Origin of the sequence: Streptomyces sp. NPDC046759, from assembly GCF_040645475.1 — a bacterium.
Classification (GTDB): Bacteria; Actinomycetota; Actinomycetes; order Streptomycetales; family Streptomycetaceae; genus Streptomyces.
This window is the reverse complement of sequence record NZ_JBEYYJ010000033.1, coordinates 37,134-61,415: the sequence shown is the minus strand read 5'-3', so window position 1 is coordinate 61,415 and position 24,282 is coordinate 37,134. Positions and strand designations below refer to the sequence as shown.

22 protein-coding genes are annotated in these 24,282 nt (G+C 72.3%); 14 read left to right on the top strand and 8 right to left on the bottom strand.

From position 1 onward, the window contains the following. Nucleotides 1–73: 73 nt before the first annotated feature. From ABZ919_RS33980 to ABZ919_RS33955, 6 genes are all read left to right on the top strand, one after another. Nucleotides 74–2,305: a molybdopterin oxidoreductase family protein gene (locus ABZ919_RS33980; protein ID WP_361255588.1), complete on the top strand. Its 2,232-nt coding sequence runs from the start codon at nucleotides 74–76 to the stop codon at nucleotides 2,303–2,305. Between the two features lie 276 nt (nucleotides 2,306–2,581). Next, nucleotides 2,582–3,271, top strand: coding sequence for a hypothetical protein (locus tag ABZ919_RS33975; protein ID WP_361255585.1), 690 nt, complete (start codon nucleotides 2,582–2,584; stop codon nucleotides 3,269–3,271). After that, the gene (locus ABZ919_RS33970) at nucleotides 3,258–3,947 is read left to right on the top strand and encodes a class F sortase (RefSeq protein ID WP_361255582.1); all 690 of its coding nucleotides are present in this window, start codon (nucleotides 3,258–3,260) and stop codon (nucleotides 3,945–3,947) included. The genes ABZ919_RS33975 and ABZ919_RS33970 overlap by 14 nt, the downstream gene beginning before the upstream one ends. Before the next feature lie 137 nt (nucleotides 3,948–4,084). Continuing rightward, nucleotides 4,085–5,425 carry an ABC transporter ATP-binding protein gene (locus tag ABZ919_RS33965; protein ID WP_361255579.1) on the top strand — a complete coding sequence of 447 codons (1,341 nt, stop codon included), beginning with the start codon at nucleotides 4,085–4,087 and terminating at the stop codon, nucleotides 5,423–5,425. 103 nt (nucleotides 5,426–5,528) lie between these two features. Continuing rightward, the gene (locus tag ABZ919_RS33960; protein ID WP_361255576.1) at nucleotides 5,529–6,917 is read left to right on the top strand and encodes an aldehyde dehydrogenase family protein; all 1,389 of its coding nucleotides are present in this window, start codon (nucleotides 5,529–5,531) and stop codon (nucleotides 6,915–6,917) included. Nucleotides 6,918–6,932: 15 nt separating this feature from the next. Continuing rightward, a complete protein-coding gene (locus ABZ919_RS33955) occupies nucleotides 6,933–8,015 on the top strand; it encodes a Zn-dependent alcohol dehydrogenase (protein ID WP_361255573.1) in 1,083 nt (360 codons plus the stop codon). 33 nt (nucleotides 8,016–8,048) lie between these two features. Here ABZ919_RS33955 and ABZ919_RS33950 read toward each other — a convergent pair whose 3' ends face one another. The 3 genes from ABZ919_RS33950 to ABZ919_RS33940 all read right to left on the bottom strand — a co-directional run bounded on the left by ABZ919_RS33950 (nucleotide 8,049) and on the right by ABZ919_RS33940 (nucleotide 10,412). Then, complete coding sequence (locus tag ABZ919_RS33950) at nucleotides 8,049–8,987, bottom strand: DMT family transporter (protein WP_361255570.1); 939 nt, start codon at nucleotides 8,985–8,987, stop codon at nucleotides 8,049–8,051. Nucleotides 8,988–9,135: 148 nt separating this feature from the next. Continuing rightward, complete coding sequence (locus ABZ919_RS33945) at nucleotides 9,136–9,723, bottom strand: winged helix-turn-helix domain-containing protein (protein ID WP_361255567.1); 588 nt, start codon at nucleotides 9,721–9,723, stop codon at nucleotides 9,136–9,138. Between the two features lie 41 nt (nucleotides 9,724–9,764). Beyond that, nucleotides 9,765–10,412, bottom strand: coding sequence for a TetR/AcrR family transcriptional regulator (locus ABZ919_RS33940; protein ID WP_361255564.1), 648 nt, complete (start codon nucleotides 10,410–10,412; stop codon nucleotides 9,765–9,767). A 102-nt stretch (nucleotides 10,413–10,514) separates the two neighbouring features. Between ABZ919_RS33940 and ABZ919_RS33935 the strand changes: the two genes are divergently transcribed. The 3 genes from ABZ919_RS33935 to ABZ919_RS33925 all read left to right on the top strand — a co-directional run bounded on the left by ABZ919_RS33935 (nucleotide 10,515) and on the right by ABZ919_RS33925 (nucleotide 12,727). Further along, nucleotides 10,515–11,666: an acyl-CoA dehydrogenase family protein gene (locus ABZ919_RS33935; protein ID WP_361255721.1), complete on the top strand. Its 1,152-nt coding sequence runs from the start codon at nucleotides 10,515–10,517 to the stop codon at nucleotides 11,664–11,666. A gap of 76 nt (nucleotides 11,667–11,742) precedes the next feature. Then, nucleotides 11,743–12,030: a YiaA/YiaB family inner membrane protein gene (locus tag ABZ919_RS33930; RefSeq protein ID WP_361255561.1), complete on the top strand. Its 288-nt coding sequence runs from the start codon at nucleotides 11,743–11,745 to the stop codon at nucleotides 12,028–12,030. Between the two features lie 73 nt (nucleotides 12,031–12,103). Next, nucleotides 12,104–12,727 carry a TetR/AcrR family transcriptional regulator gene (locus ABZ919_RS33925; RefSeq protein ID WP_361255558.1) on the top strand — a complete coding sequence of 208 codons (624 nt, stop codon included), beginning with the start codon at nucleotides 12,104–12,106 and terminating at the stop codon, nucleotides 12,725–12,727. Between the two features lie 13 nt (nucleotides 12,728–12,740). Here ABZ919_RS33925 and ABZ919_RS33920 read toward each other — a convergent pair whose 3' ends face one another. Further along, nucleotides 12,741–13,202, bottom strand: a complete 462-nt coding sequence (locus ABZ919_RS33920; RefSeq protein ID WP_361255555.1) for a MaoC family dehydratase — start codon at nucleotides 13,200–13,202, stop codon at nucleotides 12,741–12,743. 103 nt (nucleotides 13,203–13,305) lie between these two features. On the opposite strand from ABZ919_RS33920, the gene soxR reads away from it, so the two are divergent. Continuing rightward, on the top strand, nucleotides 13,306–13,764 hold the full coding sequence (soxR, locus tag ABZ919_RS33915; protein WP_361255552.1) for a redox-sensitive transcriptional activator SoxR: 459 nt from the start codon (nucleotides 13,306–13,308) through the stop codon (nucleotides 13,762–13,764). A 61-nt stretch (nucleotides 13,765–13,825) separates the two neighbouring features. On the opposite strand, the gene ABZ919_RS33910 is transcribed toward soxR, so the two are convergent. Next, nucleotides 13,826–14,566, bottom strand: coding sequence for a 3-keto-5-aminohexanoate cleavage protein (locus tag ABZ919_RS33910; protein WP_361255549.1), 741 nt, complete (start codon nucleotides 14,564–14,566; stop codon nucleotides 13,826–13,828). Nucleotides 14,567–14,790: 224 nt separating this feature from the next. Beyond that, nucleotides 14,791–15,393, bottom strand: a complete 603-nt coding sequence (locus ABZ919_RS33905; RefSeq protein ID WP_361255546.1) for a hypothetical protein — start codon at nucleotides 15,391–15,393, stop codon at nucleotides 14,791–14,793. A 208-nt stretch (nucleotides 15,394–15,601) separates the two neighbouring features. Between ABZ919_RS33905 and ABZ919_RS33900 the strand changes: the two genes are divergently transcribed. After that, nucleotides 15,602–18,391 (top strand): penicillin acylase family protein, encoded by a 2,790-nt coding sequence (locus ABZ919_RS33900; RefSeq protein WP_361255543.1) that lies wholly within the window; start codon nucleotides 15,602–15,604, stop codon nucleotides 18,389–18,391. Nucleotides 18,392–18,409: 18 nt separating this feature from the next. Here the strand turns inward: ABZ919_RS33900 and ABZ919_RS33895 are convergent, their stop codons facing one another. Together ABZ919_RS33895 and ABZ919_RS33890 are read right to left on the bottom strand one after the other, a co-directional pair. Beyond that, complete coding sequence (locus ABZ919_RS33895) at nucleotides 18,410–19,711, bottom strand: serine-threonine protein kinase (RefSeq protein WP_361255540.1); 1,302 nt, start codon at nucleotides 19,709–19,711, stop codon at nucleotides 18,410–18,412. A gap of 83 nt (nucleotides 19,712–19,794) precedes the next feature. Next, entirely contained in the window at nucleotides 19,795–21,015 is a 1,221-nt protein-coding gene (locus ABZ919_RS33890; protein WP_361255537.1) for a DUF1343 domain-containing protein, read from the bottom strand. Nucleotides 21,016–21,118: 103 nt separating this feature from the next. Here ABZ919_RS33890 and ABZ919_RS33885 point away from each other — a divergent pair, with 103 nt between their 5' ends. The 3 genes from ABZ919_RS33885 (at nucleotide 21,119) to ABZ919_RS33875 (ending at nucleotide 24,213) form a co-directional block, all read left to right on the top strand. After that, a complete protein-coding gene (locus tag ABZ919_RS33885; RefSeq protein ID WP_361255534.1) occupies nucleotides 21,119–21,892 on the top strand; it encodes an SDR family NAD(P)-dependent oxidoreductase in 774 nt (257 codons plus the stop codon). Continuing rightward, complete coding sequence (locus tag ABZ919_RS33880) at nucleotides 21,889–23,556, top strand: AMP-binding protein (RefSeq protein ID WP_361255531.1); 1,668 nt, start codon at nucleotides 21,889–21,891, stop codon at nucleotides 23,554–23,556. The genes ABZ919_RS33885 and ABZ919_RS33880 overlap by 4 nt, the downstream gene beginning before the upstream one ends. Before the next feature lie 63 nt (nucleotides 23,557–23,619). Continuing rightward, nucleotides 23,620–24,213: a TetR/AcrR family transcriptional regulator gene (locus ABZ919_RS33875; RefSeq protein WP_361255528.1), complete on the top strand. Its 594-nt coding sequence runs from the start codon at nucleotides 23,620–23,622 to the stop codon at nucleotides 24,211–24,213. The last annotated feature ends 69 nt before the right edge of the window (nucleotides 24,214–24,282 follow it).

The window sequence follows — 24,282 nt, the reverse complement described above, 5'->3', positions numbered from 1 at the left end:
ATACCGGTCGGTATGCTCGCCCCGAGCCCGTCCCCGCTCGCCGGGCACCGCCGTCGACCCCCCGGGAGGACCCGTGTCCCGCACCGCCCTGCGAATCTGCCCCCTGTGCGAGGCCACGTGCGGGCTGACCCTCACCATCGAGGGCACCCGTGTCACCGGCGCCCGCGGTGACCGCGAGGACGTCTTCAGCAAGGGCTTCATCTGCCCCAAGGGCGCCTCTTTCCCGGCCGTCGACTCCGATCCGGACCGGCTGCGCACCCCGCTCGTGCGCAGGGACGGCGAGCTGCGCGAGGCCACCTGGGAGGAGGCCTTCGACGCGGTCGCCGCCGGACTGCGCCCCGTCGCGGAGCGCCACGGCGCGGACTCCGTCGGCGTCGTCCTCGGCAACCCCAACGTGCACACCGTGGCCGGCGCCCTCTATCCGCCGGTCCTCCTCGCCGGCCTGCGCACCCGCAGCCTGTTCACCGCCTCCACGCTCGACCAGATGCCCAAGCACGTCTCCAGCGGGCTGCTCTTCGGCGACGCGAACGCCATACCCGTGCCGGACCTGGACCACACCGACCACCTGCTGCTCATCGGCGCCAACCCCCTGGAGTCCAACGGCAGTCTGTGTACCGCGCCCGACTTCCCCGGCAAGCTCAGGGCGCTCAGGGCGCGCGGCGGTCACCTGACCGTCGTGGACCCGCGCCGCACCCGCACCGCGAAGCTCGCCGACCGGCACCTGGCGATCCGCCCCGGCACCGACGCCCTGCTGCTCGCGGCGATGGCGCACACCCTCTTCGCGGAGGACCTCGTCGATCTCGCCCACCTCGCCCCGCACGTCCAGGGCGTCGAGGAACTCCGGGACGCTGTACGGGACTTCACCCCCGAAGCCGTGGCCGGGGCCTGCGACATCGACGCGCCGACCATCCGCGGCCTCGCCCGCGAACTCGCCGCCGCCCCCACCGCCGCCGTCTACGCCCGCATCGGCAGCTGCACCGTCCCGCACGGCACCCTGGCCAGCTGGCTGGTGGACGTCCTGAACATCCTCACCGGCAACCTCGACCGGCCCGGCGGTGCCCTCTTCCCGCAGGCCGCCACGGACAGGACGCCCCGCCCGGCGGGCCCCGGCCGCGGCTTCGCGCTCGGCCGCTGGCACTCGCGGGTGCGCCGACTCCCCGAAGCCAAGGGTGAGTTGCCGATCTCGGCGCTGGCCGAGGAGATCGACACCGCCACCGAGGAGGGCGAACCGGTCCGTGCCCTGATCGTCGTGGCCGCCAACCCGGTGCTGTCCGCCCCCGACGGCGACCGCCTCGACAAGGCCCTGGACTCCCTGGACTTCATGGTCAGCGTCGACCCGTACCTCAACGAGACCTCGCGCCACGCCGACGTCGTACTGCCCCCGCCCCCGCCTTCCCAGAGCCCGCACCACGACTTCGCCTTCAACACCCTCGCCGTCCGCAACCAGGTCCGCTACACGCGCCCCGCGGTCCCGCTGGAGCCCGGCCGCATGGCGGAGAGCGAGATCCTCGCCCGACTGGTCCTCGCCGCCACCGGCATGCACGGCGCCGACCCGGCCGCCGTCGACGCCATGGTCGTCGACCAGACCCTCGGCAGGGCCGTACAGGAGGAGCACTCCCCGGTGCACGGCCGCGACCCGCGGGAACTCGCGGCTGGTCTCGCCGGCGAGACCGGCGCCGAGCGGCGGCTGGACATGATGCTGCGCCTCGGCCCGTACGGCGACGGCTTCGGCGCACGGCCCGACGGACTGAGCCTGGCCACACTGCTCGCCCACCCGCACGGCATCGACCTCGGCCCCCTGCGCCCCCGCCTGCCGCAGCCGCTGCGGACCCGGAGCGGCAAGGTGGAGCTGCTGCCCGAGCCGATCGCCGCCGACCTGCCCCGGCTGCGCGAGGCCCTGCGCGAACGGCCCGAGGGGCTCGTCCTCGTCGGCCGCCGCCATCTGCGTTCCAACAACAGCTGGATGCACAACGTGCCCGCCCTCACCGGCGGCTCCAACCGATGCACCCTGCACATCCACCCCGAGGACGCGGCCCGGCTCGGCGTCCGGGACGGGGCCGACGTCCGGGTGAAGGGCGCCGGGGGAGAGGTCGTGGCGCCCGCGGAGGTCACCGACGCCGTACGGCCCGGGGTGGTGAGCCTGCCGCACGGCTGGGGCCACGACCGGCCCGGCACCCGTCTCGGCCACGCCGCCACCACGCCCGGAGTCAACGTCAACCAGCTCCTCGACGGCAGCCTGCTCGACCCGCTCTCGGGCAACGCGGTCCTCAACGGCATCCCCGTCCAGCTGGCCGCGAGCCTGTGAGCTGGGCTTTCGCGTTGATTGCTGAGGCGTCACCGGCACGACTCCCGGCCTCTGCGCGGCGCTGCGACCGACCGGCAACCGGCTCGGCGGGGTCGCCGCGCCGGACCGGGGGGCGGGCGAACGCCCCGGGGCGCGGGCGGCCACCCTCCGGATTGCGCCGCACGAGCGATCTCTGACGGCCCGCCGGGTGTCGGTACGTCAGTAAGGGTGTGCATCGAGCACAGTCCAGGCGAAAGAACGATTTGTATGAAAATCGTCTGACTCGGAGGAATGTGCATGCCCACCACAACCTCACCACGTGCCTTCCGCTCCCGTGCGGGCGCCACCGTCGTCCTCACCGCCCTCGCCGCGGCGGGTGCGTCGTGGGTGATGGCACCCACCGCGGCGGCCCAGGGGGAAAACGGCGACATCAGGGTGCACAGCGTGGGCGTGCCCTACGGCGTGACGAAGGACGAGCCGACGGTCTGCAGGTTCTACCTCGACGCCGTCAACTTCGACATCCTGCCCAATATCCCCTACATCATCCAGGCGCAGCCCCCGCTGCCCAGTGCCGCCACCGTCACCGGTGTCATCACGCTCGCCGGCGGCGCCGGACACACCGACGCGATCGGCCTGACCGACGGGCAGTACAAGCTCACCTGGGTCGCGGTGGGGGCCGTCAAGGAGAAGCTCTTCCGCGTCAACTGCCACGACCGGCACGACGAGCACGACGGCCACGACGAGGGACACGGTCCGAACGGGCAGATCGAGGACCACCACGACCACAGGCAGCAGGACGGACCGGGCTGGGGCGGCAGGGACGACAACGATCCGCCCAGGGGTGGCGTCCACGCGGGCGGTGGCGGGCTCATCGACACGGCCGCCGCCTACTCGCCCGTGGCCGCCGCGGGTGCCGTGGGCCTGGTCACGGTCGGCGGTGCCCTGTACGTCCGGCGGAACCGCCGTCGGCCTCATGGCGCCGCGTAGACGCCGAGGCAGGCCCTGGTACCGGACCCGCGCCTACCGCCTCACCAGGACGGCCGTGCTGGTGACCGTCCTGGTGACGGTGGGCAGCCGGTGCGGGGGCGGGCACGACGGGGCCGGCCGGGCGGGAGACCCGGACGCGGTCGCGGCCGCCGGCGGACCGGGCGGGAGCGGGGACGACAAGCCCTGCGTGCCCCCTTCCGGACCCTCGCCCCACCCGCTGCCCCGGTCGCGGCCGACGTCCTTCCGCATCCGCTCCCTGGGCATCGACGCACCGGTCACAGCCATCGGGCTCGACAAGGAACGACAGCTGGAGACCCCGCCCGTGGACCAGGCCAAGCTGGTCGGCTGGTACCGGAGCGGCCCCACGCCGGGCGAGTCCGGCACCGCGATCGCCGTCGGTCACCGGGACACCCTGACCGGCCCGGCCGTCTTCGCCGGGCTCGCCCAGGTCAAGCCCTGCAAGCTCATCGAGGTCGGGCGTGCCGACGGCCGTACCGCCGTCTACACCGTGGACCGGATGAAGGTCTTCGACAAGGCGGGCTTCCCGGACAAGGAGGTCTACGCTTCCGCCGGGCGGCCGGAGCTGCGCGTCCTGACCTGCGGCGGCCTCTACAGCCGTCGGACGGGCTACACCAGCAACGTGGTGGTCTTCGCGCATCTGACCGCGACCAAGTGACGGGACGGGCCGCGCGATGTCTTCCCCCGCCCCTCCACATTCCGTTAACTTCCGTGACTCACGGGCCCCGTTCGACCCGCCGGGGCCTTCGGACCACGGAGCAGCGGCGCTCCGGACAGCCCCCGGGGGCGGCAGGCATGACACGCGCCATCGAACTGCACGACGTGAGCAAGTCCTACACACGCGGCCGGCGCGTGGTCGACGGGCTCTCGCTGGACATCGCACCCGGCGAGTTCCTGGCCCTGCTCGGCCCGTCCGGCTGCGGCAAGTCCACCGTGCTGCGGATGATCGCCGGTCTGGAGGACATCGACGAGGGCGAGCTGCTCCTCGACGGCGAGTACGCCAACCACTGGCAGCCCTCCGAGCGGGGCATGGCCATGGTCTTCCAGAACTTCGCCCTCTACCCCAACATGACCGGCCGTGACAACATCGGCTTCCCGCTGCGCATCGAGGACCCCGGCGCCGACCCCGCCCCGCGCGTCTTTGCCACCGCCCGCATGCTGGGCATCGAGGACCTGCTCGACCGCTTCCCGAGCCAGCTCTCCGGGGGCGAGCGGCAGCGGGTCGCCATGGGCCGGGCCATCGCCCGTCACCCCTCCGCCTTCCTGATGGACGAGCCGCTGTCCAACCTCGACGCCAAGTTGCGCAACCATCTGCGCGCCGAGATCTCCCAGCTCACCCGCGAGTTGGGGGTCACCACGGTGTACGTCACCCATGACCAGGCCGAGGCGATGTCCCTCGGCGACCGGGTCGCCGTGCTGCGCGGGGGAGAGCTCCAGCAGGTCGGCACCCCGCGCGCGGTGTACGCGCTGCCCCGGAACGTCTTCGTCGCCGCCTTCATCGGCACCCCGCGCATCAACCTGCTGCGCGGTCTGGTCCGCGCCCCTTTGGACGGCGCCATGACCATCGGCCTGGGCAAGCAGGCCCTGCGACTGCCCGAACCGCTCTGCCTGGACCACCAGTTGCTCCGGGTGCAGCAGGGCCGCGAGGTGATCGTGGGGCTGCGCTCGGAGGCGGTGCGGATCGCCAGGCACAGCTCCGCCCGGCCGGGCGAGGTGGCGCTCACGGGGCTGGTGCAGCACGTGGAGTTCCAGGGCCACGAGATCCTCGTCCACTTCGACACCGGCTCCCGGCCGGCCGTCGTACCCGAACTGGAGGCCCCGCGCCCGGCCGCCCGGCCGGCGCGCCGCAGGCGCAGGGAAGGCGCGACCGTGCTGGACCGGCTCCGGGACCGGGCCGGTTCGCGGCGCGCCGGGCCGGTGGTGGTCCTCGAACACCCCGGTGACGCCGAACCCGGGCAGGCGCCGCCGGAGGGCCGGCTCCCCGGCGACCTGGTGGTCCGTACCACCCCCGATCTCCGGCTGCACCACGGCATGCAGGTCCCGCTCCTCGTCGATCTGGCCCATCTCTTGGTCTTCGACCAGCAGGGCGACCGCATCTGCCCGTCCCCCGACCGGCTGCCCGACCTGGACGAGTGAGCACCGCCCGGTCCGGCGATGATGGCCGGGTACGTGTGGCGCCAGAAAACTAACATCGCTAGTTTGTGTGCCGGACGACGCAGACCCGCCGGGAGGAAGCAGCATGAAGGCACACGACGGCCTGTACATCGACGGCGCCTGGCGCCCCGCCGGGACCACGGATGTCATCGAGGTCGTGAACCCGGCCGACGAGCAGCTCATCGCCCGGGTGCCGGCGGGCGGCCCACTCGACGTCGACACGGCCGTACGCGCCGCGCGGGCCGCCCTGCCCGCCTGGGCGGCCACGCCACCGGCCGAGCGCGCCGCGCGCCTGACCGCCCTGAGGGACGCCCTCGTGGCCCGCAAGGACGAGATCGCCGAGACGGTCACCGCCGAACTGGGCTCGCCCCTGCAGTTCTCCCAGGCCGTGCACGCGGCCGTGCCGATCGCGGTCGCCGGCTCCTACGCAGAGCTGGCCGCCACCCACTCCTTCGAGGAGAAGGTCGGCAACTCCACCGTCCTGCACGAGCCCGTCGGCGTGGTCGGCGCGATCACGCCCTGGAACTACCCGCTGCACCAGATCGTCGCCAAGGTCGCCCCGGCGCTCGCCGCGGGCTGCACGGTCGTCCTCAAGCCCGCCGAGGACACCCCGCTCACCGCCCAGCTGTTCGCCGAGGCCGTCGATGAGGCGGGCGTACCGGCCGGGGTGTTCAACCTGGTCACCGGCCTCGGCCCGGTCGCCGGCCAGGCCCTCGCCGAGCACCCGGACGTCGACCTGGTCTCCTTCACCGGCTCCACGGCTGTCGGCCGGCGGATCGGCGCGGTGGCGGGCGCCGCCGTCAAGAAGGTGGCCCTCGAACTCGGCGGCAAGTCCGCGAACGTCATCCTGCCGAGCGCCGACCTCGCCAAGGCGGTCAACGTCGGCGTCGCCAACGTGATGTCCAACTCGGGCCAGACCTGCAGCGCCTGGACCCGCATGCTGGTCCACCGCGACCAGTACGACGAGGCCGTGGGGCTGGCCCGGACAGCCGCCGCCAAGTACGGCGACCGCATCGGCCCCGTGGTCAGCGCCAAGCAGCGGGCACGGGTGCGCGGCTACATCGAGCAGGGCCTCGCCGAGGGCGCCCGCCTGGTCGCCGGTGGCCCCGGATCCCCGCACGAGAAGGGCTACTTCATCCCCCCGACCGTCTTCGCCGACGTGACGCCCGAGATGACGATCGCCCAGGAGGAGATCTTCGGCCCGGTCCTGTCCGTCCTGCGCTACGAGGACGAGGAGGATGCCCTGCGCATCGCCAACGGCACGGTCTACGGCCTCGCGGGCGCCGTCTGGGCCGGTGAGGAGGCCGAGGCCGTGGCCTTCGCACGGCGCATGGACACCGGCCAGGTGGACATCAACGGCGGCCGGTTCAACCCCCTCGCCCCCTTCGGCGGCTACAAGCAGTCCGGCGTCGGCCGGGAACTCGGCGCGCACGGACTCACCGAGTACCTCCAGACCAAGTCCCTCCAGTTCTAAGGAAGCACCCGAGACATGGCCGTACGAGCCGCCGTCCTGCCCGCCATCGGCGCACCCCTGGAGATCACCGGCATCGACCTGCCCGCCCCGGGCCCCGGACAGGTCCGCGTCCGCCTCGCCGCCGCCGGTGTCTGCCATTCCGACCTGTCCCTGTCCAACGGCACCATGCGCGTCCCGGTCCCAGCCGTCCTCGGCCACGAGGGCGCCGGGACGGTGGCGGCCGTCGGCGAGGGGGTCACCCACCTCGCCGAGGGCGATCCGGTCGTCCTCAACTGGGCTCCTTCCTGCGGAAGGTGCCACACCTGCGCGCTCGGCGAGGTCTGGCTGTGCGCCAACGCCCTGAACGGCGCCGCCGACGTCTACGCACGCACGACCGACGGCACGGAACTGCACCCCGGCCTGAACGTGGCCGCGTTCGCCGAGGAGACGGTCGTCTCCGCGTCCTGTGTGCTGCCCCTGCCCGAGGGGGTGCCCCTGGTGGACGCCGCCCTCCTCGGCTGCGCCGTCCTCACCGGCTACGGCGCCGTCCACCACTCGGCGAAGGTCCGCCGGGGCGAGACGGTGGCCGTCTTCGGCGTGGGCGGAGTCGGCCTGGCCACCCTCCAGTCGGCCCGTATCGCGGGCGCGTCCCGGATCATCGCCGTCGACGTCTCCCCCCAGAAGGAGGAACTGGCCCGCGCGGCCGGCGCCACCGACTACGTCCTCGCCTCCGGGAACACCCCCCGCGAGATCCGGGCCCTCACCGGCAAACAGGGCGTCGACGTCTCGATCGAGTGCGTGGGCCGGGCGGTGTCGATCCGCGCCGCCTGGGAGTCCACCCGCCGGGGCGGCCGTACGACGGTCGTCGGCATCGGGGGCAAGGACCAGGAGGTCACCTTCAACGCCCTGGAGATCTTCCACTGGGGCCGCACCCTGTCCGGCTGTGTCTACGGCAACACCGACCCGGCCCGCGATCTGCCGGTGCTCGCCGAGCACGTACGGCAGGGCCGCCTGGACCTCTCCGCGCTCGTCACCGAACGGATCGCCCTCGAAGGCATCCCGGCCGCCTTCGAGAACATGCTCGCGGGCAAGGGCGGCCGGGCACTGGTGGTGTTCTGAGTCCGGCCGTCGTCCCCGGCGGCCCGGACCGCCTCAGGTGACCTTCTCGGATCGCGGCTCCTTCGCGGCCGCGACCCGGACGGTCCGGCCGGTGCGGGCCCTCGACCGGGACACCGCCACACCGGCGAGGCACAGCGCACCGCCGGCCAGCGTGAGCACGCCCGGCACCTCGCCGAGCACCAGCCAGGACATCAGCACCACCAGCGCCGGTACGGCGTACGTCGTCGCGCCCATCCGGCTGGCCGTGGTGCGGGCCAGCGCGTAGGCCCAGGTGGTGAAGGCGAGCGCGGTGGGGAAGACGCCCAGGTAGACCATGCCCAAAGTGGCGGACAGCGGTGCGTGGGCGGCCTGGTGCGCCAGCTGCCCGGCGAACGGAAGACAGCCCACGGCGCCCACCAGACACCCGAACGTCGTGACCTGGAGGGCGCTCGCGTGCCCCAGGGCCGGTTTCTGCGCGACGACACCGCCGGCGTACGCCGCCGCGGCCAGCAGACACAGCAGAACGCCCAGTACGGAGGACCCGCCCCCGCCCGACATCGACAGCCCCACGGTCACCGCGCCCGCGAACGACACGGCCATGCCCGCCAGCAGCCGCGGCGGCATCGGATCCCCGAGCAGCCGGGAGCCGAGCAGGGCGATCAGCAGCGGGCCGACGTTCACGACGAGGGCGGCGGTGCCGGCGTCGACCTGCTGCTCGCCCCAGTTCAGGACGACCATGTAGAAGCCGAACCACAGCAGCCCGGACAGCAGGATCCCGCGCCAGGCGGCTCTGGGCGGCAGCCCTTCCCGGCGTATGGCCCACAGGGCCACCAGGGCGAGCGCACCCGACGCCAGCCGCCCGAGGGCGAGCGCGCCGGGAGAGTACTGCTCACCCGCACTGCGGATGGCCACGAAGGCCGACGCCCACAGGACGACGGTGACGATCGCTGCGCAGGCGGGCAGCAGGCGGTGACGTGGGGCGGCGTTCATCATGCTCCCGAGGTTAGGCAGGGGACGGGGCCTTGTCCGGCGGTTATCGGACGGGCACTGCAGCTCCCCGGGGGAGGCGGGGAACTGCGCGGACGACCACAGCGCACCGGCACCCGGCGGACCGCCGGACACCTCACCCCGGAAGGCGCCCTCACCACAGTTCTTCCGGTGCGATAGGGGTGGGGTGGTTCGGGGCGGCGGGTATTCCGCTCGGCCTGGCGAGCCGCCGTCCGCCGGCCCGTGCGTGCCTGGACCGGACCGAGCGCCGGCCCCCTCTCGCATCCGTGAGCGCGAACCCGGTGTGCTGCCGCAGCAGCCCCCGCACGGTCAGCGCATCGGTGACCGCGGTCCCGAGCCGCCCCGCCAGATGGCCGTAACAGGTACGGCCCCGGGCCATGGCCGACCCGGCGCTCGACTCCCGCAGCGTCCGCGGACGGCACCGTGCGACCGCCGGAGGCACCTGGGCCGCGAGATCCGCCACGAGCCCCGCCACCCGCGCGCCGGCGAGCCGCACATAGTGGTGCCGCCCCTGCCGTTCCTCCGTGAGCAGGCCGCCGGCCACCGGCTTGCCCAGGTGCTCGCCGAGCGTCGACGCGGCGATCCTGGCGTGCCGGGCCGGCTCACCGGCGGTCCAGGCCCGCCCGTCGAGCAGGGCGAGCAGACACGAGGCCCGGGTCTCGTCGGCGATCAGCGAGGCGAGCGCGGCGAGACCGGCGGCCCGGGGATCCTTCACGGTCATGGGCCCCAGCGTGCGGCACCGGCACTTCGGCGCCCACCGAATCATCCCTGCACGCCCGGCCCCACCTGCTCGTACTGCCGCGCCAGTCCGTCCAGCAGCGCCGTCAGCCCCGTCTCGAAGGCCCGCTCGTCGATCTTCTCCTGCTGTTCGGCGAGCAGGTGGGCCTGCCCCAGGTGCGGGTAGTCGGCGGGGTCGTACGCGCTCGCGTCGTCCACGAAGCCCCCGGCGAACGAGCCGAGCGCGGAGCCCATGATGAAGTACCGCATGAGCGCGCCGATCGAGGTCGCCTGGGCCGGCGGCCAGCCGGCGTGGACCATCGCGCCGTAGACCGCGTCGGCCAGCCGCAGGGCTGCCGGGCGGCGGCCCGGCCCCCGGGCGAGGACGGGGACGATGTTCGGGTGGTCGCGCAGGGCGGCCCGGTAGGAGACGGCCCAGTCGTGCAGCGCGGTCCGCCAGTCCCGGCCGTCCTCGAACATCGACAGGTCCACCAGAGCGCTCACCGAGTCGGCGACCACCTCCAGGATCTCGTCCTTGGTGCGGAAGTGGTTGTACAGCGAGGGCCCGCTCACCCCCAGTTCGGCGGCGAGCCGGCGGGTGGAGACGGCCGCCAGACCCTCCCGGTCCACGAGTTCCCGGGCCGTCTCGACGATCCGGTCGGTGCTGAGGAGGGGCTTGCGCGGTCGGGCCATGGCGCACATAGTAGGGCTGCGGATGGAAACTAGCAGTGCTAATTTAAATGTACGGCTTTCAAGATCCGTCGACGGATTCTTTCTGTGTGAGGTGATCGCGTGGTGAACCTGGAACTGAGCGAGGAGCAGGCGGCCGTGCGGCAGCTCGCGCGGGACTTCGTGGCGCGCGAGATCGCCCCGCACGTGGTCGCCTGGGACCGGGCCGAGGAGGTCGACCGGGGCATCGTGAAGAAACTCGGCGAGGTCGGCTTCCTGGGGCTGACCGTCGACGAGGAGTACGGCGGCTCCGGCGGCGACCATCTCGCGTACTGCCTGGTCACCGAGGAGCTCGGGCGTGGTGACTCCTCGGTGCGCGGCATCGTGTCGGTGTCCCTGGGGCTCGTCGCCAAGACGATCGCCGCCTGGGGCGACGAGGCGCAGAAGCGGCGCTGGCTGCCGGGGCTGACAGCCGGCGAGTACGTCGGCTGCTTCGGCCTCACCGAGCCCGGCACCGGCTCCGACGCGGGCAACCTCACCACCCGTGCCGTACGCGACGGCGACGACTACGTGGTCAACGGCACCAAGATGTTCATCACCAACGGCACGTGGGCCGACGTGGTGCTGCTCTTCGCCCGCTCCACCGACGCCCCCGGTCACAAGGGCGTCAGCGCCTTCCTCGTGCCCACCGACACTCCCGGCCTGACCCGTCGCACCATCCACGGCAAGCTCGGTCTGCGCGGTCAGGCCACCGCCGAACTGGTCCTGGAGGACGTACGGGTACCGGCCTCGGCGATGCTCGGCGAGGAGGGCAAGGGCTTCTCCGTCGCCATGTCCGCGCTGGCCAAGGGGCGTATGTCGGTGGCCGCCGGCTGCGTCGGCATCGCGCAGGCGGCGCTCGACGCGGCCGTCCGCCACGCCGGTGAGCGCGAGCAGTTCGGCAAGCCGATCGCCCGCCACCAGCTGGTCCAGGAGCTGATCAGCGACATCGCCGTCGACGTGGACGCCGCCCGGTTGCTCACCTGGCGGGTCGCCGACCTGATCGACCGCGGGCAGCCCTTCGCCGTCGAGTCCTCCAAGGCCAAGCTGTTCGCCTCCGAGGCGGCCGTCCGCGCCGCCAACAACGCCCTCCAGGTCTTCGGCGGGTACGGCTACATCGACGAGTACCCGGCCGGCAAACTCCTGCGCGACGCCCGGGTGATGACCCTCTACGAGGGCACCAGCCAGATCCAGAAACTGCTCATCGGGCGTTCGCTGACCGGGGTCTCGGCGTTCTGAGCAGGTGTCCGGCTGAGTATGCCTCTGAGTACTTCGGCGGATGTGGCGCAAGCCGGATCCGCCGATGCTCTTCCCCATGAGTGACACACCGGTCAAGCAGCAGAGCACGGCCGCCTTCTACGGCCAGGCCGTCGCGTCCTTCGCAGTCGCCATGGCGGCCACCGCCATCGGCATCTACCAGCTCGGCGCCGACGCCTGGGTGCGCGCCTTCCTGGCCATCGCCGTCCTCTACCTCGTCACCTCCGCCTTCACGCTCGCCAAGGTGATCCGGGACCGGCAGGAGGCCGGGCGGATCGTCAGCCGGGTGGACCAGGCACGGCTGGAGAAGCTGCTGGCCGAACACGACCCCTTCGAAAAGCTCTGACCGGCTGCACTAAGCGCCCGCTCACCGTCGGCGGTATGGTGGTGCTCCTGTCACCGAGAGGGGCGAGCGAGCGATGAGTACGGCGGAGGAGACGACCGGCGGCGAAGTGGAGCCGTGGGAAGAGGTCACCCCGGACGCGGCCCGGCGGCTGCTCGTCGCCGCCGTGGAGGCCTTCGCCGAGCGCGGCTACCACGCGACGACGACCCGCGACATCGCGGGCCGCGCCGGCATGAGCCCGGCCGCGCTCTACATCCACTACAAGACCAAGGAAGAGCTGCTCCACCGGATCAGCCGGATCGGCCACGACAAGGCCCTCGACATCCTGCGCACGGCCGCACGGCGCGAGGGCACCGCGGCCGAGCGGCTCGCCGACGCGGTCAGCTCCTTCGTCCGCTGGCACGCGGGGCGGCGCACCACCGCGCGGATCGTGCAGTACGAGCTCGACGCCCTCGGCCCCGAGGCCCGCGCCGAGATCGTCGCGCTGCGCCGCCAGGTCGACGCCGAGGTGCGCGGGATCATCGAGGACGGCGTGGCCGTCGGCGAGTTCGACGTGCTGGACGTCCAGGGCACCACCCTCGCCGTGCTGTCGCTCTGCATCGACGTGGCCCGCTGGTTCACCGTGGACGGTCCGCGCACCCCCGAAGAGGTCGGCGCGCTCTACGCCGACCTCGTGCTGCGCATGGTCGGGGCCGGGTGAGCCCGGCTGCGGGCTACAGGTAGTACCGGGAGACCGACTCCGCGACGCACACCGGCTTGTCGCCGCCCTCGCGTTCCACGGTGAAGGCGACCGTCACCTGGACGCCGCCGGTGACGTCGTCGACGCCGGTGATCGTCGCGGTGGCGCGCAGCCGGGAGCCGACCGGGACGGGGGAGGGGAAACGGACCTTGTTGGTGCCGTAGTTCACGCCCATCTTCACGCCCTCGACCCCGATCAGCTGCGGGCCGAAGACCGGGAGCAGGGAGAGGGTGAGATAGCCGTGGGCGATGGTGGTCCCGAAGGGACCCGCGGCGGCCTTCTCCGGGTCCACGTGGATCCACTGGTGGTCGCCGGTGGCCTCGGCGAAGAGGTCGATGCGCTTCTGGTCGACCTCCAGCCAGTCGGTGTACCCCAGCTGCTCGCCCACGGCCGCCTTCAGCTCGTCGGGGCTGGTGAAGATCCTCGGTTCTGCCATGTTCCCGGCCTCTCGCTCGCGTCTCTAAGCAACTGCTTAGCATGGTCGGGTACGGGGCGCCTGTCAACGGACCGCCGGCGTCGGGGCCGCTAGGCTCTGAGGAGTGCCCCAGATTCCCGAGAAGATCCACGAGCTGACCGTCGGCCAGCTGTCCGCGCGCAGCGGCGCCGCCGTCTCCGCCCTGCACTTCTACGAGTCCAAGGGCCTGATCAGCAGCCGCCGCACCGCCGGGAACCAGCGCCGCTACAGCCGCGACACCCTGCGCCGGGTCGCCTTCGTCCGCGCGGCTCAGCGGGTCGGCATCCCGCTGGCCACGATCCGCGACGCGCTCGCCGAACTTCCCGAGGAACGGACCCCGACCCGGGAGGACTGGGCGCGGCTGTCGGAGAAGTGGCGCTCGGAGCTCGACGAACGCATCAAGCAGCTGAACCGTCTGCGTGACCATCTGACCGACTGCATCGGGTGCGGCTGCCTCTCCCTGGAGAACTGCGTCCTGTCCAACCCCGACGACGTGTTCGGCCAACGGCTGACCGGGTCGCGGCTGTTGGCGGAGGGGCGCTGAGCTCCCGGTCCCGGGGCCGCGGCGCCGTCGTCTCACGCGTACTCGGTCCCGCGCTTGCGCGTCAGGTACGCCGGACCGGGCGCCCTGGCCGGCGCGATCCGTACGCGGCCAGCCCCTCCGCCACCAACCGGGCGTTGGAGAGCGCCCGTCGGCCATCCGGCAGGTGGAGCGTGTCCTCCAGCCCGGCCCGGGTGGCCAGGCCCAGCCGTCCCGCCAGCCGGAGCACCGGCCAGGCGCCGCCCCCCTCGCCGTGCAGCAGCACCGGGCGGCCGTGCGCCGGTCCCAGCGCGGCCAGCAGGGCCCGCGCCGACGCCTCGGCGGTCCCCGGGTCCGGATCGGACACCTCGGCCAGCACGCGCAGCACCCTCGGGGCGAGCGGCGAGCGGGTGAACCGGGCCGCGCCGCCGGTGCCGGACCGGACACCCGCCTCGATGCCCACGCCCATGGCCAGAAGCTGCTCGGCGACGGCTTCGGCTCCCGGCTCGTGCCAGTTGACCGAGGCGAAGTCGGGCAGCACGGACCAGGCGCGCACCCGGGCGAGCCGCGCCGCCGGGTCGGGCTCGGCCCAGGCGCCGGCCGTCACCCCGACCGGCACCGACACGTGTGCCCGGATCGCCTCCAGCGCCGGCGCGAGGACGCGCGGGGACAGGCTCTCGTGTCCGCACGGTGTCCTCGGGTGGACGTGCAGCGACGTGGCCCCGGCCGCCACCGCGTCGGCGGCGGAACGCGCCAGGTCCTCGGGCGACATCGGCACGGCGGCGCTCTCCGCCGGCGATCGGCGGCCGTTCAGGCAAGCCTGCACAGTGCTCCTGCTGGAAGTGGCGTGAACCCGGTGCGTCACGGCAGCCCGCCGGCCGTCCGGGGCGTCGTCGTGACCCGGCGCGCCGGCGCGGCGCGGCCGCACGTCGACCACGGCCCTGCACCGGGCAGTTGCAGCGTCCCCGCCGATGGCGCGTCCGGCCCCGGCAGGGGTGCGGCATCCCCCTGCGCACCCCCCGGGGACAGGCCCCCGTTGAACAGCACTGCTCAGGCCGACATCAGCAGCCGCCCCCGCCTCGCGTACTCCAGCGCCCGCGGCGTGAGCACGGGGCGCGGCACCAGGATCCCGCAGTCCGTGCACACCGGGCCGGACGACGGTTCGTGGTCCAGGCCGTAACGCCAGATCAGGCGGTCGGCGTTGCACACCGGGCAGGACGAGCCCGGTTGCCGGTTCAGCGCGGTGATCAGCCGGCGCAGCACCTCGGCCAACGGCTCACCGGGGTGGACGCGCGGGTCGTCGCACCAGGCGACCCCGAAGCCCCCCCAGGTCATCCGGTGCCAGTCGTCCACGCTGCGCGGCCGGCGCAGCCCGTCGTGCTTCTCCTTCCTGCGCCGCTCGGTGAAGTCGGTCTCATAGGCGAGCCACACGGACCGGGCCTCCTCCAGCTCCTCCAGCGCGGCCACGAGCCGCACCGGGTCGGGGGAGCGGTCCTCCGGGCCGAAGCCCGCCCGGGAGCACAGATGGTCCCAGGTCGCCCGATGCCCGTAAGGGGCGAACTTCTCAAGGCACTTGCGCAGTGAGTACCGCCGTAGTGCCAGATCGCAGTCCGGATCGCGTACCTGTCTCGCCAGACTCCGGAAACCGGCCATCGCCCTGCACCTCCGTCACACCTGCACCTGTACTTCGGTCACTTCGGCGTCGTCGCACGGACGTCGCCGAATAGACGTATCGACAGGCGATTCGGCTCCATGTCTTCTCTTGTCTCTGCTTGCGGACTCCAGAAAGTGACGCATGTTCATCTTTAAAGCTGGGGATACCGGCGGTAACGTTCGGCCACCCCTGTCGCTAGGAGCTGCCATGCCACGGCGAACCCCACGTACCGCCCTTGACAGACTGAGAACGTCCCGTCGCTCCACCGGGTTCCTGAAGACGGCGTCGATATGCGTCCTCGTCGCCGGACTTCTCTCCCCGCTCACCCAGACCGCGGCCGCCGCGGCGGCCGGGACCGCGTCGAACGACTACTGCGGCGGCCAGTGCTCGGACATCCTGCCGCCCGGCGAGAACGGCAACGCCACGCTCGCCCAGATCCTCCTCAACCAGGCCTTCGGGACGCAGCCGTCGCACGCAGAGGACCAGCTCGGGCCTTACGCCGGCCTCGCCACCGGTTACAAGCAGCTCACGGACGCCACGGTCAGCACCTTCTTCAACGACGCCTCCTTCGGCGTCCCTTCGGACCAGGTCGCCTCCACGGAGAAGCCGGGCGGGCGCGGCGACGTGACGATCGTCCGGGACAAGAAGACCGGTGTGCCGCACATCACCGGCACCACCCGGTACGGCACCGAGTACGGCGCCGGTTACGCGGCGGCCGAGGACCGCCTGTGGCTGATGGACGTCTTCCGGCACGTCGGCCGTGGCCAGCTGACCTCCTTCGCGGGCGGCGCGGCCGCCAACCAGGGCCTGGAGCAGGAGTTCTACCGCAACGCGCCCTACACCGAGGCCGACCTGCAGGCGCAGATCGACCACGCGGTGGCGGACAACGGCGCCCGCGGCCAGCAGGCCCTGGCCGACGCCAATGCCTACCTCGCCGGAATCAACGCCTACATCGACGCCTCGGACAGCGGCCGCTACTTCCCCGGCGAGTACGACCTGACCGGCCACAAGGACCCGATCACCAACGCCGGCACCATCGCCCACTTCAAGATCACCGACCTGGTGGCGCTGGCCTCCGTCATCGGCTCGCTGTTCGGCGCCGGCGGGGGCGGAGAGGTCAACAACGCCGTCTCTCTGCTCGCCGCCCAGCACAAGTACGGCGTCGAGGAGGGCACCAAGGTCTGGGAGTCCTTCCGCGAGCGCAACGACCCCGAGGCCGTGCTGACCGTCCACGACGGCCAGAGCTTCCCGTACGGCACCAAGCCCGCCGACGCCAAGGGCGAGGCCCTGCCCGATCCCGGTACGGTCACCCAGGAACCGCTGGTCTACGACCGCACGGGCAGCGGGGCCACCGCGGCGGCCAGGAGCACCTCCGCCACCGCCGCGAAGACGGCCCTCGGCTCGGCCAGGCGCGGGATGTCCAACGCGCTCGTCGTGAGCGGCAAGTACACCGCCAGCGGCCACCCGATCGCCGTCTTCGGCCCCCAGACCGGGTACTTCGCCCCGCAGCTGCTCATGCTGCAGGAGATCCAGGGCCCGGGCATCAGCGCGCGCGGCGCCTCCTTCGCGGGGCTGAGCATGTACGTCGAACTCGGCCGCGGCCAGGACTACTCCTGGAGCGCGACCACCTCCGGTCAGGACATCATCGACACCTACGCGGTCGAGCTGTGCCAGGACGACTACCACTACCTCTACCACGGCACCTGCACGGCCATGGACGAGGTCGAGCAGAAGAACTCCTGGTCACCGACCACGGCGGACAGCACGCCGGCGGGCTCGTACACCATGCGGGTGTGGCGGACGAAGTACGGTCCGGTGGAGTACCGCGCGACCGTCGGCGGCAAGAAGGTCGCCTACACCACCCTGCGCTCCTCCTACCTGCACGAGGCCGACTCGATCATCGGCTTCCAGATGCTGAACGACCCCGACTTCGTGAAGGGCCCGAAGGACTTCCAGAGCGCGGCCCAGCACATCAACTACACCTTCAACTGGTTCTACGCCGACTCCCAGCACACCGCGTACTACAACAGCGGTGACAACCCGGTGCGGGCGGCCGGAGTCGACGCGGAGTTCCCGGTCTGGGCCCAGCAGGCGTACGAGTGGCGCAACTGGGACCCGGCCACCAACACCGCCGGCTACACCCCGGCCTCGGCCCACCCGAACTCCGTCGACCAGGACTACTACGTCTCCTGGAACAACAAGCAGGCCACGGACTACTCCGCCGCGGCCTGGGGTGACGGGTCGGTTCACCGCGGCAACCTGCTCGACGACCGGGTCAAGAAGCTGGTCGCGGCCGGCGGCGTGACCCGTACGAAGCTGGTGCAGGCCATGGCGGACGCGGGGCTCGCCGATCTGCGGGCCGAGGACGTGCTGCCGAAGCTGCTCAAGGTGGTCAACTCCTCGACGGTGACCGACCCCACGGCCGCCGCGGCGGTGAGCAAGCTGCAGGCGTGGGTGACCGCGGGCGCCAAGCGCACGGAGACATCGGCCGGTTCGCACACCTACGCCGACGCCGACGCGATCCGCATCCTGGACGCGTGGTGGCCGCTGCTGGTCAAGGCCGAGTTCGAACCGGGCCTGGGCAGCGACCTGTACGCCGACTTCACCTCCAACCTGTCGATCGACGAGACCCCGTCCGCCGGACACGGCCCCACCGGCTCGCACGCCGGAAGCTCCTTCCAGTTCGGCTGGTGGAGCTATGTCGACAAGGACATCCGGGCGGTGCTGGGGGAGAACGTGCAGGGCGCCCTCGCCGAGAAGTACTGCGGCGGCGGCAGCCTCAGCGCCTGCCGGGACGTCCTGATCAGCACCCTGGACCAGGCGGCCGGGGCGACCGCCGCCCAGGTCTACCCGGGCGACGACCAGTGCTCGGCCGGCGACCAGTGGTGCGCCGACTCCATCGTCCAGCGCACCCTGGGCGGCATCAAGCACGGCAAGATCAGCTGGCAGAACCGGCCGACCTTCCAGCAGGTCGTCGAGTACACGTCCCACCGATGAGGTGAGACCGGCGGCGGGTCAGGCGATACGGCCCGCCGCCAGTACCAGCCGTGCCAGTTCGGGGTGCACGATGTCGCTGTGCGCCCCGGTCGGCGCGCCGCCGCGCCGCACCACGGCGGCAGTGTCGACGTTCACGCACCCGGAGGCGGGCAGCGGTCCGCCGAGGGCCGCCGCGAGGTCGAGCCGGGCGGTGCCCGGCACCGCCTGCACCCCGTCGTGGCCCAGGGCGCCCCACTCCGGGCCCAGCACGGCGGCGATCTCGCTGCCCACGCAGGAGCGGTCGTCCCCGGCCAGCCGGGAAGCCAGCGGGTAGAAGGTGCCCAGTGCCGTGTCGAAGTGCGAGTAGCAGCACACGAGCGGACCGTCGATGCGCCGCTGCAGGTCCTTGAGCGCGCCCGCCTTGTCCGGCGCCTGCGGCAGCCGGTCCGCGAAGGCGTAGTGCGAGAAGGCGCCCTGCAGGAGCGTCACCGACTTCACCGCACCCACCCCGCCGGGCAGGCCGCGCAGCGCGAACGACACCAGCCGGCCGCCGAAGCTGTGTCCGATCAGATGCACCCGCATCCCGGCCGCCGCCTGTGCCAGCTGCCCGATCACCGGCCCCAGTCCGTGCTCGCCGACCGTTCCGGCCCGGCGCTTCATCGTGTAATAGGTCGCCTGACGCAGCAGTTCCTTGGCGCCGTCCCAAGGGTTCGGGATGCTGAACCCGGCCGGTGCGCCGGGCGACCGCACGGCGGCGAGCGCCTCGGCGAACTGGTCGCAGGCGGTCGCCGGGTCCCCGGTGAAAACCGCCGGCTCGCCCTCCTCGTCGGTGTCGCACACGCCCGGCCGCCGCCCGTCGTCCGCCAGCAGCCGCACCAGCCGCCCGAACTCCGTCAACTGGGCCGCTCCGTCCGGCCGTTCGTCCAGCATCCGGGCGAGCTGGTCGATCACGGGCGCCCGGCCCGGAAAGGTCTCCAGCAGGGCGCGCCGGGTGTCCTTGTCCAGCGCCGGGCCCGGGGCCGCCTCCGCGGCCACGGCCGCCACCGACTTGGGGAAGTCGGGGATCGGCTCGTCGCTGAACCGCATCGACGGCCAGATCACGCCCACGTACCCGAGCCGGGCCCGAGGGGCGAGCGCCGGGACCGGTGCGAAGAAGCGCCGGTACAGCGCGGTCGCGCCCGAGCGGTCGTTGTTCCAGCCATGTGCGAAGACCAGCAGGTCACGCACACCGTGCTCGGTGACCTGCGTCCTCAGGCGGTCGCGCTCGGGGCCGTCCACGTCCCCGTCCGCGTCGAAGGTCAGCTCCCAGTAGGGAGTCACGCTCATCCCAGGATCCGCCATGTCAGGCTCCCTCGTCCCCCCTGAAACGATGCGTCGCGGACGCATCGTCCTGCTGCGGGGCAAGGTTGGCCATACACCGCGCCTCACCTGTAGAGGAGATATTCCTTTCGCACCCGCCGGAACGCGGTCAGTTCCTCCTGCCAGGCGCCGGTGACCTCGTCGGTGGTCGCTCCCGCGTCGATCATCGTGCGCACCCTGGTGGAGCCGGTGAGCCTGTCGATCCAGTCGTCCGGCCGCCAGGCGAAGCCGTCCCAGACCCTCCTGACGGTCACCAGCAGGGCGATCCCGGTGCGTACGGGGTCGTAGACGCTGCGGTCGTGCACATGGATCTGCACCCCGCCGACCGTCCTTCCCTGGAACTTGGAGAACGTGGGCGCGAAGTACGCCTCCCTGAACCGCACGCCGGGCAGCGCGAGTTCGTTCGCGGCGGCCGCCCAGCGGCCGTCAAGGCCGTCGGCGCCCAGCAGTTCGAAGGGCCTGGTCGTGCCCCGGCCCTCCGAGACGTTGGTGCCCTCGAACATACAGGTGCCGGAGTAGACGAGGGCCGTGTCCGGGGTCGGCATGTTCGGGCTCGGCGGCACCCACGGGAGCGCGGAGGCGTCGTACCAGTCCGACCGCCTCCACCCGGTCATCAGGACGGTGTCCAGCGCGACCGGCGTGCTCAGGAACTCCCCGTTGAACAGCCGTGCCAGCTCCGCGACGGTCATCCCGTGCGCCTGCGCGACCGGCTGCCGGCCGACGAACGTGGCGAACTCCTTGTGCAGCACCGGCCCCCGCGCCTCGCGCCCGGTCACCGGATTGGGCCGGTCGAGGACGACGAACCGCTTGCCCGCGAGCTGCGCGGCCTCCATGCAGTCGTACAGCGTCCAGATGTAGGTGTAGAAGCGGACGCCCACGTCCTGGATGTCGAAGACGACCGTGTCGACACCGGAGGCGGTGAAGACGTCGGCGAGTTGCCGTCCGCTCTTCAGGTAGGTGTCGTAGACGGGCAGTCCGGTCGCCGGGTCGTCGTACCGGCCCTCGGAGCCGCCCGCCTGCGCGGTGCCTCTGAAGCCGTGTTCGGGGCCGAAGACCGCCGTCAGCCTCACCCGGGAGTCCCGGTGCATGACGTCGACGATGTGGGAGGTGTCCCGGGTGACGCCGGTGGGGTTGGTGACGATGCCGACGCGCCGGCCGCGCAGCAGCGAGTAGCCGTCGGCGGCGAGCCTTTCGAAGCCGGTGCGCAGTTCGTCACGCTGTCCGCAGGGGGCGGGAAGGGCCGCCATCGTTGCCGATGCCAGAAGGTTCCGTCGCGACAGGTCCATGGCTGGAGGTTGGTGCGACGGCCCTTCCTTCACACATACCGACCGGTTAGTCTGACCCGATCAGAGCCAAGAGTGCCACGCGAAGTCGTGCCGAAGGAGACCGATGGTGGAAGCCGTGCAGGATGCGGGAGTGGTCGTCACCGGGGCCGGCGGGGGGATCGGGGCCGCGTTGGCCAGGCGGTTCGCCGCCGAGGGGGCCCGGGTCGTCGTGAACGACCTGGACGGCGACAAGGCCAAGGCGGTGGCCGAGCAGATCGGCGGGATCCCCGTGCCGGGCGATGCCTCGGCGATCGTCGGCGACGCCCGGGACGCGCTCGGCGGCACCATCGACGTCTACTGCGCCAACGCCGGCGTCGCCTTCGAGGACGGAGGCCGGGGCGGCCCGCTGGACGAGCGGTCCTGGGAGGTCTCCTGGGACGTGAACGTCATGGCGCATGTCCGGGCGGCGCACCAGCTGCTGCCCGCCTGGCTGGAGCGGGGCGGCGGCCGGTTCGTGTCCACCGTGTCGGCCGCCGGGCTCCTCACCATGATCGGCGCGCCCTCGTACAGCGTCACCAAGCACGGCGCCTACGCCTTCGCGGAGTGGCTGTCGCTGACGTACCGGCACCGGGGCCTGAAGGTGCACGCCATCTGCCCGCAGGGTGTGCGGACGGACATGCTGGCCGCCACCGGCAGCGCCGGGGACCTGGTGCTGCTGCCGACCGCGATCGAACCGGACGCCGTCGCCGACGCCCTGTTCCGGGGCATGGAGGAGGATCGCTTCCTGATCCTGCCGCACCCCGAGGTGGCCGAGTACTACCAGGCGCGGGCCACCGATCCGGATCGCTGGCTGAGCGGCATGAACCACATCCAGCGCAGGTGGGAGGAGGCCCGGTGACCACCTCACGGTACGCGGCACGGCCCTGGCTGGCCCTGCTCGACGACGCCCAGCGCGGTCCGGTCGACCCCGCCGACTCGCTGGTGCACGCACTGCGGGCCGCCGTCGCCGAGGCGCCCGAGCGCACCTTCCTCGCCTACTTCGACGCCCGGCTCAGCTACCGCGAGGTCGACGAGCTGAGCGACTCCGTCGCCGCCCATCTCACCGCGCGCGGACTGGAGCGGGGCGACCGGGTGGCCGTGCTGCTGCAGAACACCCCGCACTTCGTGCTCGCCGTCCTCGGCGCCTGGAAGGCCGGCGCGACCGTGGTGCCGGTCAACCCGATGTACAAGTCCGGCGAGGTGGGGCACGTCCTGCGGGACGGCGAGGTGGCCGCGCTGGTCTGCTCCGACCGGGCCTGGGAGTCGTACCTGCGCGAGACGGCCGCCGGATCGCCGGTGCGGGTCGTGCTCACCGCGTGCGAGCTGGACTTCCAGACCCGCGACGACGCGCGCGTGCTGGGCTTCGAACGGCTGCCGAAGGCGCCGGACGCCGACGACCTGGTGGCCGTCGCCCGGCAGGGCGGCAAGGCGCCCGGGGGCCGCGAGCCGCGCCCGGACGACATCGCGCTGATCAGTTACACCTCGGGCACGAGCGGCACCCCCAAGGGCGCCACCAACCTGCACGGCAACATCATGCACAACGCCGAGCGGCAGCGGACCGGGCTCGCGCTCCCGGAGCCACCCGTCTACTACGCCCTCGCGCCGCTGTTCCACATCACCGGCATGGTCTGCCAGTTCGGCGCCTGCCTGAACAGCGCCGGCACCCTGGTGCTGGCCTACCGCTTCGAGCCCGGACTCGTCCTGGAGGCCTTCGCCGAGCACCGCCCGCACTACACGGTCGGCCCGTCCACCGCCTACATGGCACTCGCCGCCCACCCGGACGCCACCCCCGAGCACTTCGCCTCCTTCGTGAACCTGTCCTCCGGCGGCGCGCCCGTGCCCCCGGCCCTGGTGGAGAAGTTCCGCGAGCGCTTCGGGCCGTACATCCGGGTCGGGTACGGCCTCACCGAGTGCACCGCCCCCTGCGCCTCCGTCCCGCCCGGCCTGGAGGCGCCCGTGGACCCCGTCTCCGGCACGCTGTCGGTGGGCCTGCCCGGCGCCGACACGGTCGTCAGGATCGTGGACGAGCAGGGCGCGGAGGTGCCCTTCGGGGAGCAGGGCGAGATAGTCGTACGGGGACCCCAGGTCGTTCCCGGCTACTGGCGGCGTCCGGACGCCACCGCCGAGTCCTTCCCGGACGGCGAGCTGCGCACCGGCGACATCGGCTTCATGGACGAACAGGGCTGGCTCTACGTCGTCGACCGCAAGAAGGACATGATCAACGCGTCCGGCTTCAAGGTGTGGCCCCGCGAGGTCGAGGACGTGCTGTACACCCACCCGGCGGTGCGCGAGGCGGCCGTCGTCGGCATCCCCGACGGCTACCGGGGCGAGACCGTCAAGGCCTATATCAGCCTGCGTCCGGGCGCCGAGGCGGCCCCGGACGACCTCGCGGTGTACTGCAAGGAGAGACTGGCCGCCTACAAGTACCCGCGGCAGGTGGAGATCCTGCCCGACTTGCCCAAAACGGCAAGTGGGAAGATCCTCCGTCGGGAACTGCGTTCCCGCGCGCAGGACTCCCGGTAAGCATCACGACTCGATCAGAGCATCACGACTCGATCAGAGCATCACGGAAGGCAGGTGGCGGCAGTGCCCAGGACGACGGACGGAGACGGGACGCCCGTTCCGCAGCGGCTGCTGGCCGCCGCCACCCGGCTCTTCGCGGAGCAGGGCTACGACCGCACTTCCGTGCAGGAGATCGTGGAGGCGGCCGGTGTCACCAAGGGGGCGCTCTACCACTACTTCGGCTCCAAGGACGACCTCCTGCACGAGGTGTACGCGCGCATGCTCCGCGTCCAGCAGGAGCGGCTCGACCACTTCGCCGGGATGGACGCGCCGGTGGAGGAGCGGCTCAGGGCCGCCGCGGCGGACGTCGTCGTCACGACGATCGACAACCTCGACGACGCGATGATCTTCTTCCGGTCCATGCACCATCTGAGCCCGGAGAAGAACAAGCAGGTCCGCGCCGAGCGGCGGCGCTACCACGAACGGTTCCGCGCGCTCATCGAGGAGGGCCAGAAGGCGGGCGTGTTCTCCACCGCGACCCCGGCCGACCTGGTCGTGGACTACCACTTCGGCTCCGTCCACCACCTGTCCACCTGGTACCGCCCGAACGGCCCCCTCACCCCTCAGCAGGTCGCCGACCACCTCGCCGACCTGCTGCTGCGGGCGCTGCGGCCCTAGTGCTGCGACCGGAAAGGTTCACCGGCAAACCTTTCCGGTCACAGCACCAGCGCCGTACCAGGACGCGCG